The sequence below is a fragment of the Streptomyces spinosisporus genome, from assembly GCF_022698145.1.
GTDB lineage: Bacteria > Actinomycetota > Actinomycetes > Streptomycetales > Streptomycetaceae > Streptomyces > Streptomyces spinosisporus.
This window is the reverse complement of record NZ_JALDAX010000026.1, coordinates 23,931-37,371: the sequence shown is the minus strand read 5'-3', so window position 1 is coordinate 37,371 and position 13,441 is coordinate 23,931. Positions and strand designations below refer to the sequence as shown.

11 protein-coding genes are annotated in these 13,441 nt (G+C 71.2%); 9 read left to right on the top strand and 2 right to left on the bottom strand.

Annotation, left to right across the window (positions count from 1 at the left end; genetic code table 11):
• Positions 1–45: 45 nt before the first annotated feature.
• Positions 46–3,066: an alpha-mannosidase gene (locus MQN93_RS40160; RefSeq protein WP_242713380.1), complete on the top strand. Its 3,021-nt coding sequence runs from the start codon at positions 46–48 to the stop codon at positions 3,064–3,066.
• A gap of 113 nt (positions 3,067–3,179) precedes the next feature.
• On the opposite strand, the gene MQN93_RS40155 is transcribed toward MQN93_RS40160, so the two are convergent.
• Positions 3,180–3,881 (bottom strand): FadR/GntR family transcriptional regulator, encoded by a 702-nt coding sequence (locus tag MQN93_RS40155; protein ID WP_242713379.1) that lies wholly within the window; start codon positions 3,879–3,881, stop codon positions 3,180–3,182.
• Between the two features lie 165 nt (positions 3,882–4,046).
• On the opposite strand from MQN93_RS40155, the gene MQN93_RS40150 reads away from it, so the two are divergent.
• The 8 genes from MQN93_RS40150 to MQN93_RS40115 are packed head-to-tail and all read left to right on the top strand — an operon-like array spanning position 4,047 to position 11,967.
• Complete coding sequence (locus MQN93_RS40150; RefSeq protein WP_016431100.1) at positions 4,047–5,123, top strand: sugar ABC transporter substrate-binding protein; 1,077 nt, start codon at positions 4,047–4,049, stop codon at positions 5,121–5,123.
• Positions 5,120–6,637, top strand: coding sequence for a sugar ABC transporter ATP-binding protein (locus MQN93_RS40145; RefSeq protein WP_016431099.1), 1,518 nt, complete (start codon positions 5,120–5,122; stop codon positions 6,635–6,637). Before MQN93_RS40150 ends, MQN93_RS40145 begins: the two co-directional genes overlap by 4 nt.
• Positions 6,630–7,658: an ABC transporter permease gene (locus tag MQN93_RS40140; RefSeq protein WP_016431098.1), complete on the top strand. Its 1,029-nt coding sequence runs from the start codon at positions 6,630–6,632 to the stop codon at positions 7,656–7,658. The genes MQN93_RS40145 and MQN93_RS40140 overlap by 8 nt, the downstream gene beginning before the upstream one ends.
• A gap of 36 nt (positions 7,659–7,694) precedes the next feature.
• Positions 7,695–9,074 (top strand): L-fuconate dehydratase, encoded by a 1,380-nt coding sequence (locus tag MQN93_RS40135; RefSeq protein ID WP_242713378.1) that lies wholly within the window; start codon positions 7,695–7,697, stop codon positions 9,072–9,074.
• On the top strand, positions 9,071–9,826 hold the full coding sequence (locus tag MQN93_RS40130) for an SDR family NAD(P)-dependent oxidoreductase (RefSeq protein ID WP_242713377.1): 756 nt from the start codon (positions 9,071–9,073) through the stop codon (positions 9,824–9,826). Before MQN93_RS40135 ends, MQN93_RS40130 begins: the two co-directional genes overlap by 4 nt.
• Positions 9,823–10,809 (top strand): aldo/keto reductase, encoded by a 987-nt coding sequence (locus tag MQN93_RS40125; RefSeq protein WP_242713376.1) that lies wholly within the window; start codon positions 9,823–9,825, stop codon positions 10,807–10,809. Before MQN93_RS40130 ends, MQN93_RS40125 begins: the two co-directional genes overlap by 4 nt.
• A gap of 13 nt (positions 10,810–10,822) precedes the next feature.
• A complete protein-coding gene (locus MQN93_RS40120) occupies positions 10,823–11,137 on the top strand; it encodes an L-rhamnose mutarotase (RefSeq protein WP_016431094.1) in 315 nt (104 codons plus the stop codon).
• Positions 11,134–11,967: an amidohydrolase family protein gene (locus MQN93_RS40115; protein WP_242713375.1), complete on the top strand. Its 834-nt coding sequence runs from the start codon at positions 11,134–11,136 to the stop codon at positions 11,965–11,967. Before MQN93_RS40120 ends, MQN93_RS40115 begins: the two co-directional genes overlap by 4 nt.
• 17 nt (positions 11,968–11,984) lie before the next feature.
• Here MQN93_RS40115 and MQN93_RS40110 read toward each other — a convergent pair whose 3' ends face one another.
• Positions 11,985–13,406, bottom strand: a complete 1,422-nt coding sequence (locus MQN93_RS40110) for a lipase maturation factor family protein (protein ID WP_242713374.1) — start codon at positions 13,404–13,406, stop codon at positions 11,985–11,987.
• Between the last annotated feature and the right edge of the window lie 35 nt (positions 13,407–13,441).

Sequence of the window (13,441 nt, the reverse complement as noted above, 5' to 3'; positions counted from 1 at the left end):
CGGTACCACCCGCAATCCGTACCCCCCGGCCTTGGAGCACCCCGCATGCATGACGACCGCAGCCTGGTCGAAGCCCGTCTCAAGCGCGTCCTCGACGAACGCATCCGCCCCGCCGTGTACCCCGAGTCCGTCCCGCTGGACGTGGCGGTCTGGCACGCGCCCGGCGAACCGGTCCCGGTCGCCGAGGGTCTCGCCGCCGAACCCGAGCCGATACAGGTGGGCGCCCGCTGGGGCGCCCCCTGGGGCACCAGCTGGTTCCGCGTCACCGGAACGGTCCCCGAGAGTTGGGCCGGGAAGACGGTCGAGGCCGTCCTGGACCTCGGCTTCGACGAGAACATGCCCGGCTTCCAGTGCGAGGGCCTGGTCTACCGGCCCGACGGCACCCCGGTGAAGGGCCTCAACCCCCGCAACCAGTGGGTGCGCATCGGCGCCCCGGTCGCCGGCGGGGAAGAGGTGCGCCTGCATGTCGAGGCCGCCTCCAACCCCGTCATCCTCGACTACCACCCCTTCCTGCCCACGCAGTTGGGCGACAAGGAGACCGCGGGCAGCGAACCGCAGTACACCCTCGCCCGGATGGACCTCGCCGTCCTCGACGAGACGGTGTGGCAGCTGGTGATCGACCTGGAGGTGCTCGGCGAGCTGATGGCCGAACTGCCGGTGGACTCGGCGCGCCGCCACGACATCGTACGAGCGGTGGAGAAGGCGCTCGACGCGCTCGACCTCCAGGACGTCGGCGGCACGGCCGAGGCTGCCCGGGCGCGGCTGGCCGGGGTCCTGGCCGCCCCGGCCGTCTCCTCCGCCCACCGCATCAGCGCCGTCGGCCACGCGCACATCGACTCGGCCTGGCTGTGGCCGCTGCGGGAGACGGTGCGCAAGGTGGCCCGTACGACCTCCAACATGACCGCGCTGCTGGAGGACGAGCCGGACTTCGTCTTCGCCATGTCGCAGGCCCAGCAGTGGGCGTGGGTCAAGGAGCATCGGCCCGAGGTGTGGGCGCGGGTGAAGAAGGCGGTGGCCGACGGACGGTTCGTGCCGGCCGGTGGCATGTGGGTGGAGTCGGACACCAACATGCCCGGCTCGGAGGCGATGGCCCGTCAGTTCGTGCACGGCAAGCGGTTCTTCCTCGACGAGTTCGGCATCGAGAACGACGAGGCGTGGCTGCCCGACACCTTCGGCTTCGCCGCGGGCCTGCCGCAGATCATCCGCGCGGCCGGTTCCACCCGGCTGCTCACCCAGAAGATCTCGTGGTCCCAGACGAACAAGTTCCCGCACCACACCTTCAACTGGGAGGGCATCGACGGCACCCGGATCTTCACCCACTTCCCGCCCGTCGACACGTACAACTGCTCGATGAAGGGCAGCGAGATCGCCCACGCGGCCCGCAACTTCAAGGACAAGGGCGTGGCCCGCCACTCCCTGGCCCCCACGGGCTGGGGCGACGGAGGCGGCGGCACGACGCGTGAGATGGTCGCCAAGGCGGCGAGGCTGCGCGACCTCGAAGGCTCGGCGAGCGTCGTCTGGGAGACCCCGGCGCAGTTCTTCGCCAAGGCCGAGGCCGAATACCCCGAACCCCCCGTCTGGGTCGGCGAGTTGTACCTCGAACTCCACCGCGCCACCCTCACCAGCCAGGCCGGTACGAAGCAGGGCAACCGCCGCAGCGAACACCTGCTGCGTGAGGCCGAACTGTGGGCGGCGACCGCCGCCGTACGCACCGGATTTCCTTATCCCTACGAGGACTTGGACCGGATCTGGAAGACGGTGCTGCTGCACCAGTTCCACGACATCCTGCCCGGTTCCTCCATCGCCTGGGTGCACCGCGAGGCCCGCGCCACCTACGCACGGCTCGCCGAGGACCTGACCGCCATCATCGAGGCGGCCCAACGCGCCCTGGCCGGCGAGGGATCGACGGAGTTCGTGTTCAACTCCGCTCCGCACGGCCGCGACGGCGTCCCGGCGGGCGGCGCCGGTACGCCCGCCGTCAGCGGACACACGGCGCTCTCCGCACGCGAGGGCGGCGGCCACGTCCTGGACAACGGCCTGCTGCGGATCGAGATCGACGCCCGTGGACTCGTCGTGTCGGCCTACGACATCGAGGCGGACCGGGAGACCGTCGCGCCGGGCCGGGCGGCGGGCATGCTCCAGCTGCACCCGGACTTCCCGAACATGTGGGACGCCTGGGACGTCGACGAGTTCTACCGCAACACGGTCACCGACCTCACGGACGCCGACGAGGTGAGCGCCGGCGAGGACGGCGCATCGGTGCGGGTCGTACGGTCCTTCGGCGCCTCGCGCGTCACCCAGGTGCTGTCCCTGCCGCCGGGCGAGCGGCGGCTGGTGCTGGACACGGAGGTGGACTGGCACGAGACGGAGAAGTTCCTGAAGCTGGCCTTCCCGCTCGACGTGCACGCCGAACGGTACGCGTCGGAGACCCAGTTCGGGCACTTCTACCGGCCCACGCACTCCAACACCTCATGGGAGGCGGCCAAGTTCGAGGCCTGCAACCACCGCTTCGTGCACGTCGAGGAGCCCGGCTGGGGCGTGGCGATCGTCAACGACTCGACGTACGGCCACGACGTGACCCGCGCCGTCCGCACCGACGGTGACCGCGGCACGACCACGACCGTCCGGGCGTCCCTGTTGCGTGCCCCGCGTTTCCCGGACCCCGAGACGGACCAGGGCGTCCACCGCTTCCGACATGCGCTGGTGCCGGGCGCGGGCATCGGGGACGCGGTGCGCGAGGGCTGGCGGATCAATCTGCCCGAGCGCCGGGTGACCGGCGCGCAGGACGTGGCACCGCTGGTGGGCGTCGACCGGGACGGGGTCGTGATCACGGCCGTCAAGCTGGCCGACGACGGAAGCGGCGATGTGGTCGTCCGCTTCCACGAGGCGCACGGCGCCCGGACGAGGGCCACGCTCACGGCCCATTTCCCGCTCGCCGGGGCGACGGTGACCGACCTGCTGGAGCGCCCGCTCACCGACGCGGCCGCCCCGGAGCGGGACGGCGACGCCGTCACGCTGTCCCTGCGCCCCTTCGAACTGGTCACGCTCAGGCTGGCCAGGGGCTGACCCGCGGGGTCGGGAACGCGATGGAAGGGGGGGCCGCCAGGAGCAGGCGGCATCCCCTTACCGTCGGGCGCGCTCACGAACCGTCAACTCCCGCTCCCAGAAGCTCAGTTGGCTCATGCCCCCAGTTGCGTCCTCAACCACTCCTCCACCTCGCCGACATGCGCGGCCGCCGCCGCGCGCGCGGCCTCCGGGTCGTGGGCGACCAATGCGCGATGGATGGCCGCGTGTTCGCGGCGGGTGCGGTCGAAGGCGCCCTCCTCCTCGTAGCCGCGCCAGACGCGGGCGCGGAAGGTGCGCGAGGACAGGCCCTCCAGGATGGCCGCCATGGTGTCGTTGCCCGCGGCGGCTGCGATCTCGCGGTGGAAGGCGAGGTCGTGGGCGAGGATCTCCTCGGGGTCGTCGGTCGCGTTCATCGCCGTGAGGTGCTTCTCCACCTCGGCGAGCTGGTCGGCGCCGATGCGGGCCGCCGCCAGCGCGGTCGCCGTGGACTCCAGGATGCGCCGCACCTCCAGCAGCTCCACCAGACGCGGGCCCCGGGACAGGTCGGCGACCACGCCGAAGGTCTCCAGCAGGTCGCCGGCCTCCAACTGGGTCACATAGATCCCGGAGCCGTGCCGGGCCTCCAGGACGCCGAGCACCGTCAGCGCGCGGATCGCCTCGCGCATCGAGCTGCGCGACAGGCCCAGCTGGGCGGCGAGGTCACGCTCGGTGGGCAGCCGCTGGCCGGGCTCCAGGCGGCCCTCCGCGATCATCGCCTTGATGTGTTCCATGGCCCGCTGCGTCACGGTGCCCTTCTGCGGAGCTGTCTCGTCCACGCCACGCCTCCAGTCACCGGGTCCGCCGCAGTCTAGCCAGCAGAGTGGTCGGACCACTACCGCTTCAAAGCCACAAAATATGGTGTGCGGGGGTGTTGTATCGGGGAAGTGGTCTGATAAGTATGCCGTCATCTGCTCGACACCGCTCAACGAGGAGCCGCCAAGATGCCCGGCAGGACAGTGCGGAAACGGAACAGGTCCAACATCGTCGGCGTGGTGGCCATCGCGGCCTGCGCCTCGCTCGCTCTCACCGCGTGCGGCAGCACCAAGGACACCGGGGGCTCCGCCAGTGCCGGGGGAGGCGGCGGCGACGGCAAGGTCGGAGTGATCCTGCCCCTGCTGACCTCGCCGTTCTGGCAGTCGTACAACGACTACGTGCCGAAGATGGCGAAGTCCGAAGGCGTCGACGCGCTCAAGACCGTCAACTCCAACAGCGACCCCTCGCAGCAGATCACCGACATCAACAACCAGCTGAACCAGGGCGTGAAGGGGCTGGTCGTCGCCCCGCTGGACAGCGCCGCCATCGAGGCGGGCCTGGACCAGGCCGAGCGCAAGGGCGTGCCCGTGGTCGCCGTCGACGTGGCCCCCGACAAGGGCAAGGTCGCCATGGTCGTGCGCGCCGACAACGTCGCCTACGGCACCAAGGCCTGCGACTACCTCGGAGAGCACGTCACCAGCGGCAAGGTCGTGCAGATCATGGGCGACCTGGCCTCCGTCAACGGCCGCGACCGCTCCGAGGCGTTCCGCTCCTGCGTGAAGAAGAAGTACCCGAAGCTCAAGGTCCTGGAGATCCCCGCCAAGTGGGAGTCCGACACGGCCGCCTCGAAGCTCGACACCCTGCTGAACGCCAACCCCGACATCAAGGGCATCTACATGCAGGCCGGCGGTGTCTACCTCGCCCCGACCCTGCAGACCCTCAAGTCCAAGCACCTGCTCAAGGCGGCGGGCCAGAAGGGCCACATCGTCATCGTCTCCAACGACGGCATCCCGCAGGAGTTCGACGCCATCCGCAAGGGCCAGATCGACGCGACCGTCTCGCAGCCCGCCGACGCCTACGCCAAGTACGGCATGTACTACATCAAGGCGGCCATGGCCGGTAAGACCTTCAAGCCGGGACCGACCGACCACGACTCCACGATCGTCAAACTGCCCAGCGGCATCCTGGAGGACCAGCTGCCCGCCCCGCTGGTCACCAAGAAGAACGTCGACGACCCCGAGCTCTGGGGCAACACGGTCAAATGAGCACCCAGGAAAGCCCGGCCGTGCCCCTCGTCGAGGCGCGGGGCGTCGTCAAGCGCTACGGTCCGGTCACCGCCCTCGCGGACGGCCGGCTCACCGTGCTGGCCGGCGAGTCCCACGCGCTCGTCGGCCGCAACGGCGCCGGAAAGTCGACCCTGGTCAACGTCCTGACCGGCCTCCAGGCCCCCGACGAGGGCACCGTCCGCTTCGACGGCGAGCCCGCGCCCGCGCTCGCCGACCGGGACGCCTGGCGCCGCAAGGTCGCCTGCGTCTATCAACACCCCACGGTCGTACCGGAGTTGACGGTCGCGGAGAACCTCTTCATCAACCGCCAGCCGCAGCACCGCGGCTTCATCAGCTGGCGCCGGCTGAAGGCCGAGGCGGCCGAGCTCCTCGACACCTGGGACGTACGCGTCGATCCCGAGGCGCGCACCGCCGACCTCAAGGTCGAGGACCGCCAAATGGTGGAGATCGCACGGGCGTTGAGCTTCGGCGCCCGCTTCATCATCCTCGACGAGCCCACCGCCCAGCTCGACAACCGCGAGATCGAGCGGCTCTTCGACCGCATGCGCGGCCTCCAGGACTCCGGCGTCACCTTCCTGTTCATCTCGCACCACCTCCAGGAGGTCTACGAGGTCTGCCAGACCGTCACCGTGCTGCGCGACGCCCGCTGGATCACCACCGCCCCGGTCGCCGAGCTGCCGAGGACGGCACTGATCGAGGCCATGGCGGGAGAGTCCATCGAGACCCTCGCCGAACAGGGCGTACAGGAAAGGATCGTGGACGAGAGCGCGCCCGTCCTGCTCGACGCCCGCGGACTCACCTCGGAGGCGTACGACAACGTCGACCTCACCGTCCGGCGCGGCGAGGTCGTCGGACTCGCCGGCTCCAGCGCCAGCGGCAAGATCGAGCTGGCGGAGGCCCTCGCGGGACTGCGCACGCCGACCGGCGGGACCGCCCAACTCGACGGCCGGCGGCTGCCGTTCGGCTCGGTGCAGGCAGCCCTGAAGGCCGGTGTCGGCTGCGTCCCGCGCGACCGGCACGACCAGGGCCTGGTGGCCGGCATGACCATCGGCGACAACACCACCATGAGCGTGCTCGACCGGCTCGGCCGCTACGGCTTCATCGGCACCGACCGCAAACGCGGCTTCGCCGCCGAGCTGATCGACCGCCTCGACATCCACACCGAGGGCCCCGAACAGCCCGTCTCCGATCTGTCCGGCGGCAACGCGCAGAAGGTCGTCATGGCCCGCGCCCTCGCCTCCGACCCACGGCTGCTCGTCCTGATCAACCCCACCGCGGGCGTCGACGTGAAGTCCAAGGAGTCACTGCTCGCCCGCGTCGACAGCGCCCGCGAGGACGGCACCGCCGTCCTGGTCGTCTCCGACGAACTCGACGACCTGCGCCGCTGCGACCGCGTCCTCGTCCTCTTCCACGGCCGCGTCGTCGCCGAGCACGCGGCGGGCTGGCGCGACCACGAGCTGATCGCCTCCATCGAAGGAATTGACCATGGCTGACACCAAGGCGGCCGAGCCGCTCGCGCCGCCGAAGGTCCCCGCCGCGCGGTCCGCCAGGACGGTGCTGCTGCGCCGGGCCCGCGAACTGGCCCTCGTACCCGCCCTGTTGCTGCTGATGGTGCTCGGCGCGGTGGTCAACGACTCGTTCCTCACCGAGCGCAACCTGATCTCGATCCTGGGCGCCTCCGCCGCGCTCGCCATGGTCGTGCTCGCCGAGTCCCTGGTGCTGATCACCGGCAAGTTCGACCTGTCCCTGGAGTCGGTCGTCGGCATCGCGCCCGCCGTCGGAGCGCTGCTGGTGCTGCCCGCAGCGCAGTCCGGCTGGGGCACCGAACTCCCCGCCGGGCTCGCCCTGTTCGCGGTTCTCCTGGTGGGCGGGGCGGTCGGCGCCTTCAACGGCATCCTGGTCGTCAAGCTCAAGCTCAACGCGTTCATCGTGACGCTCGCGATGCTGATCGTCCTGCGCGGACTGCTGGTCGGCGCGACCAAGGGCAAGACCCTGTTCGGCATGCCCGACAGCTTCTACACCCTGGCCACCAGCACCTTCCTGACCGTCCCGATGTCGGTGTGGCTGGCCGCCGTGGCGTTCGCCGTGGCGGGCCTGGTCCTGCGCTACCACCGCGTCGGACGCGCCCTGTACGCCATCGGCGGCAACGCGGAGGCGGCCCGCGCGGCCGGTATCCGGGTCGAGCGCGTGATGCTCGGCGTGTTCGTCGTCGCCGGTGTGCTCGCCTCGGTCGGCGGCATCATGCAGACCGGGTACGTGGGCGCGATCAGCGCCAACCAGGGCCAGAACATGATCTTCACCGTCTTCGCGGCCGCGGTCATCGGCGGCATCAGCCTCGACGGCGGCAAGGGCACCATGTTCGGCGCCCTCACCGGCGTACTCCTGCTCGGCGTCGTACAGAACCTGCTCACCCTCGCCCAGGTGCCGTCCTTCTGGATCCAGGCCATCTACGGCGGAATCATCCTGGTCGCCCTCATGATCGCCCGCGTGACGACGGGCCGCGCGCAGGACTGACGTCCGCCCGACCTGCCCCCGACCGAAAGGCCATCCGTGTCCCCGACGCCCGACCCCTCCTGGCGCATCACCGCGCTCGAGACGCACGACATCCGCTTCCCGACCTCGCGCGAGCTCGACGGCTCCGACGCGATGAATCCGGACCCCGACTACTCGGCCGCGTACGTGGTGCTGCGCACGGGCAGTGAGGAGGGCGGGGACGGGCCACAGGGGCACGGCCTGACCTTCACCATCGGGCGGGGCAACGAGGTCCAGGTCGCCGCGATCCACGCGCTGCGCCACCATGTGGTCGGACGGTCCGTCGACGAGGTGTGCGCCAACCCGGGCGCGGTCTACCGCGATCTGATCGGGGACAGCCAACTGCGCTGGCTGGGGCCCGAGAAGGGCGTGATGCACATGGCGATCGGCGCGGTCACGAACGCCGTGTGGGACCTGGCCGCCCGGCGCGCCGGCACCCCCCTGTGGCGGCTGCTCGCCGAGGCCGATCCCGCATGGCTGGTCGAGCAGATCGACTTCCGGTATCTCACGGACGCGCTCACCCCCGAGGAGGCGCTGGACCTCCTGCGGCGCGGCCGGCAGGGCGCCGCCGAGCGGACCTCCCGGCTGCTGGAGTGCGGCTATCCGGCCTACACGACGTCCGCCGGCTGGCTCGGCTACAGCGACGAGAAGCTCACCCGGCTCGCCGCGCAGGCGGTCGCCGACGGCTTCACACAGATCAAGCTCAAGGTGGGCGCGGACCTTCAGGACGACGTACGGCGCTGCCGGGTCGCCCGCTCGGTGATCGGCCCGGACATCCGCCTGGCGATCGACGCGAACCAGCGCTGGGACGTCGACGAGGCCGTCCGCTGGACCAGGGCGCTGGCCGAGTTCGACCCGTACTGGATCGAGGAGCCCACCAGCCCCGACGACGTCCTCGGGCACGCCGCCATCCGCAAGGCGGTCGCACCGGTCAAAGTGGCGACCGGCGAACACGTGCAGAACCGCGTCGTCTTCAAGCAGCTGCTGCAGGCGGGCGCCCTCGACATCGTCCAGATCGACGCGGCCCGCGTCGGCGGCGTCAACGAGAACCTCGCGATCCTGCTGCTCGCCGCCAAGTTCGGCGTGCCCGTCTGCCCGCACGCCGGCGGCGTCGGCCTGTGCGAACTCGTCCAGCACCTGTCGATGTTCGACTACGTGGCCCTCTCCGGCACCACCGAGGACCGCGTCATCGAATACGTCGACCATCTGCACGACCACTTCCTCGACCCGGTGGTGATCCGGGAGGGTCACTACACGGCACCCACCGCGCCGGGCTTCTCGGCCGCCATGCACCCGGAGTCGATCGCGCGGTACTCCTTCCCGGACGGCGCCTTCTGGGCCGCCGACCTCGACCGGAAGCACGACAAGAACGACCAGAAGAAGGGACGGGCGGCATGACGGACTTCGAGGGGCTCAAGGCTCTGGTGACGGGCGGCGCCTCCGGCATCGGACGGGCCACGGCGGAACTCCTCGCCGGCCGCGGCGCTCAGGTGGCCGTCCTCGACCTCGACCCCTCCTCGGTCGGCAAGCCGCTGCTCGCCCACCGCGCCGATGTCACCGACGACGCGTCCGTACGCGAGGCGGTGGCCGCTGCGGTCGCCGAGCTCGGCGGACTCGACGTACTGGTCAACAACGCGGGCATCGGCGCCCAGGGCACCGTCGAGGACAACGACGACGCCGAATGGCACCGGGTCCTCGACGTCAACGTGGTCGGCATGGTGCGCGTGGCCCGCGCCGCGCTCCCGCACCTGCGCGCATCCCGGCACGCGGCGATCGTCAACACCTGCTCCATCGCCGCCACCGCAGGTCTGCCGCAGCGGGCCCTCTACAGCGCGACCAAGGGCGCCGTGTACTCCCTGACCCTCGCCATGGCCGCCGACCACGTCCGCGAGGGCATCCGCGTCAACTGCGTCAACCCCGGCACGGTGGACACCCCGTGGGTCGGGCGCCTGCTGTCCAAGGCCCCCGACCCCGCCGCCGAACGCGCCGCCCTGGAGGCCCGCCAGCCCACCGGCCGCCTCGTCGCGGCCGATGAAGTCGCGGCCGCCATCGCCTACTTGGCCGGTCCACTGTCCGGAGCCACCACCGGCACCTCCCTCGCCGTCGACGGCGGCATGCAGGGACTGCGCCTGCGGCCGGTGGGCCAGTGACGGCGCTGGGTCGCAGCGGCGTCGAGGTCGGACCGCTGGCCTTCGGCGGCGCCGGCATCGGCGGTCTGTACACCGAGGTGAGCGACGAGCAGGCCCACGAGGCGATCGCCGCGGCCTGGTCGGCGGGGATGCGGTACTTCGACACCGCGCCGCACTACGGCCTCGGCCTGTCCGAACGGCGCCTGGGCGCCGCCCTGCGCGAACACCCCCGCGGCGCGTACACCCTCTCCACCAAGGTCGGCCGCCTCCTGGAGCCGACCGACGCGGGCGGCGACGACCTCGCGAACGGCTTCGCCGTGCCCGCGACCCACCGCCGCGTCTGGGACTTCAGCGCCGACGGCGTACGCCGCTCCCTGGAGGCCAGCCTCGAACGGCTCGGCCTCGACCGCGTCGACGCCGTCTACCTCCACGACCCCGACGACCACGCCGAACAGGCCTTCCGCGAGGCCTACCCGGCCCTGGAGAAGCTCCGCTCGGAAGGCGTCGTCGGCGCCATCGGGGCCGGCATGAACCAGACCGCCATGCTCACCCGTTTCGTCCGTGACACCGACGTCGACATGGTGCTGTGCGCCGGCCGCTACACCCTGCTCGACCAGCAGGCGCTGACCGAGCTGCTGCCCGCAGCGCAGGAACGCGGCACCTCCGTCGTCGTCGGCGGTGCCTTCAACTCCGGCCTGCTCGCCGACCCGAAGCCGGGAGCGACCTACAACTACGGCCGGGCACCTGCGGAGTTGCTGGAGCGCGCCCTGCGCCTGAAGGCCCTCGCCGACCGGCACGGCACCACCCTGCGCGCCGCCGCCCTCGCCTTTTGCGCCGCACATCCGGCGGTCGCGAGCGTCCTCGTCGGCACCCGCTCGGCGGACGAAGTACGCGACTGCGCCGAGCAGTTCGCCGCACCCGTCCCGCAGGAGTTCTGGCAGGAACTGCACCGCACGGGCCTGCTGCCCCCCAAGGCCCCCGTCCCCGCCGAGGAGCCGTCGTGAGAGAGGAGCTGTCGTGAGAGTCGCCCTGCACACCAAGGTCCGCGCGGACCGCATCGCGCAGTACGAGGCCGCCCACCGCGAGGTCCCCGAGGAACTCACCAAGGCCATCCGCGCCTCCGGGGCCACCTCCTGGACCATCTGGCGCAGCGGCACCGACCTGTTCCACGTCCTGGAGTGCGAGGACTACGCCCGGCTGCTCGCCGAGCTGGAGCAGCTCCCGGTCAACGTCGCCTGGCAGGCCCGTATGGCGGAACTGCTGGACGTGGTCCACGACTACTCCGACGAGGGCGCGGCGGCCGGCCTGCCCGTGGTCTGGGAGCTGCCATGACGGTCGACGCCCACCACCACGTCTGGGACCTGTCGGTCCGCGACCAGGACTGGATCCCCGAAGTCAGCCCGCTGCGCCGCGACTTCGCCGTCACCGACCTCGCCCCCGAGGCACGGACGGCGGGCGTCGACCGCACCGTCCTCGTGCAGACGGTCACGGTCGCGGAGGAGACCCCGGAGTTCCTTCAGCTGGCCGCCGCGCACGAGTTGATCGCCGGCGTGGTCGGCTGGACCGACCTCACCCGCCCGGACGTCGCCGACGAACTCGCCCGCTTGCGTGAACTCCCCGGCGGGCAGTACCTCAAGGGCATCCGCCACCAGGTGCAGGGCGAGCCCGACCCCGGGTGGCTGCTGCGCCCGGACGTGCTCCGCGGCCTCGCCGCAGTCGCCGAGGCAGGCCTGGTCTACGACCTGATCGTCCTCGCGCACCAGCTCCCCGCGGGCGCCAAGGCGGCCGCGACCCTGCCCCAACTGACCTTCGTCCTGGACCACTTGGGCAAGCCCTCGATCGCGTCGGGCGCACGGGAACCCTGGGCGTCGGACCTCCGTGCCCTCGCCGCCCTGCCCAACACCTCCGCCAAGCTGTCCGGCCTGGTCACCGAGGCCGACCCCGCCTCCTGGAGCGTCGACGACCTCCGCCCGTACGCCGAAACGGCCCTGGAGGCCTTCGGCCCGGACCGGCTGATGTTCGGCTCGGACTGGCCGGTGTGCACGGACCGGGCGACCTACGGTCAAGTTCTTTCCGCGGCACGGGAGTTGACGGCGGGTCTCAGCCCGGCGGAACACACCCTGCTCTTCGAGACCACGGCCACCCGCGTCTACGACCTGTAGGCCACCCCGCCCCGCGCCTACGACCTCTGCGCCACCCCCGCCAGCCGCGTGGGCGGCAGGTACTCCCGCACATACGTCCGCCGCCAGCACGCCCCCGTCTCCCGCAGCTCACGCCAGCTCGTGTACTCGTAGCGGAAGAGGCGTGCGCGGACGTAGCGGGGCGGGGCGTCGGGCGGGAACGGGGAACGGCGCAGCAGGCGCAGGGTGTCGCGGTCGTTCTCCAGGAGCCGTTCGACCAGTGCGCTGAACCAGGCGCCCGCGTAGGCGGGCGAGAGCGCGGCGAACCACATCAGCCAGTCCAGACGCAGATGGTACGGCGCGAACTGGCGCGGCCAGCGCCGTGGATCGCCCGGCTTGCCCTTGAACTCGTACTCCCGCCACTCGGAGTCCTCACGCGGCACCGCGTCGTGCGTGCCCTCGATCACCACCTCGTGGCGCAGCCTGCTGACCGTGCCGAACGCGCCGTAGGTGTTGACCAGATGGAGGGGGTCGAAGGAGCGGTTCATGACCTGGCGGCGGGAGAGCATGTTGCGGACCGGCCGGTGGCTGAGGTCGAGGAGCAGCACGGCGACCGCGAGGACCAGGACCTCGTACCAGAGCGGGGGACCGGGCACCGGCGGTGCGTCGCCGGGCAGCCGCAGCGCGGAGACGGCCAGCACGATGGTGATCCAGTTCAGCCAGGCGAAGTTGCCCGACAGCACCAGCCACAACTGGGTGACGATCATCAGTGACGCGGCGGCCGTGGCGATCGGCTGAGGGGTGAACAGGAGGAACGGCACGGCGAGTTGGGTGACATGGTTGGCGGCCACCTCGACCCGGTGCAGGGGCCGGGGCAGATGGTGGAAGAACCAGCTCAGCGGGCCCGGCATCGGCTGGGTCTCGTGGTGGTGGTCCAGGCACGTCAGCTTGCGCCAGCACGCGTCGCCGCGCATCTTGATCAGACCCGCCCCGAACTCCACCCGGAACAGGATCCAGCGCAGCAGGAAGACAACCACGACCGGCGGGGCCACGTCGTCGTTGCCGAGGAAGACGGCCAGGAAGCCCACTTCGAGGAGCAGCGACTCCCAGCCGAACGAGTACCAGGTCTGGCCGACGTTGACGATCGAGAGATAGAGCACCCAGGGCACGAACCACAGCACCATGCCCGCCCACAGGGGCAGCAGGGAGTCCGCCCCGGCGATCAGCGCCACCGAGACCGCACAGCCGGCCCAGGCGCAGGCCGCGAAGAAGCGGTCCGAGTAGTGGAGTTGGAACAGGCTCGGGGCCTGCCGGAAGCGGAGCCGTGCGACGAAGCGCGGGACCGGCAGCATCCCCCGCTCACCGATCAGCGCCCGGAACTGCACGGCCGCCGCCAGGAACGCCACGAGGTACAGGACGGCCAGAGCCCGCTGGAAGACCAGCCGGCTCCACCAGTACTCGGATGCGGTGAACCAGTCCACGGCAGTGCGCCCCTCACTCACATTGTCGCGCCGAA

Bases quoted from the DNA above. Each gene is read 5' to 3' on its own strand.
- MQN93_RS40160 (WP_242713380.1), top strand. From the start codon at position 46: ATGCATGACGACCGCAGCCTGGTCGAAGCCCGTCTCAAGCGCGTCCTC.
- MQN93_RS40150 (WP_016431100.1), top strand. From the start codon at position 4,047: ATGCCCGGCAGGACAGTGCGGAAACGGAACAGGTCCAACATCGTCGGC.
- MQN93_RS40145 (WP_016431099.1), top strand. From the start codon at position 5,120: ATGAGCACCCAGGAAAGCCCGGCCGTGCCCCTCGTCGAGGCGCGGGGC.
- MQN93_RS40140 (WP_016431098.1), top strand. From the start codon at position 6,630: ATGGCTGACACCAAGGCGGCCGAGCCGCTCGCGCCGCCGAAGGTCCCC.
- MQN93_RS40130 (WP_242713377.1), top strand. From the start codon at position 9,071: ATGACGGACTTCGAGGGGCTCAAGGCTCTGGTGACGGGCGGCGCCTCC.
- MQN93_RS40115 (WP_242713375.1), top strand. From the start codon at position 11,134: ATGACGGTCGACGCCCACCACCACGTCTGGGACCTGTCGGTCCGCGAC.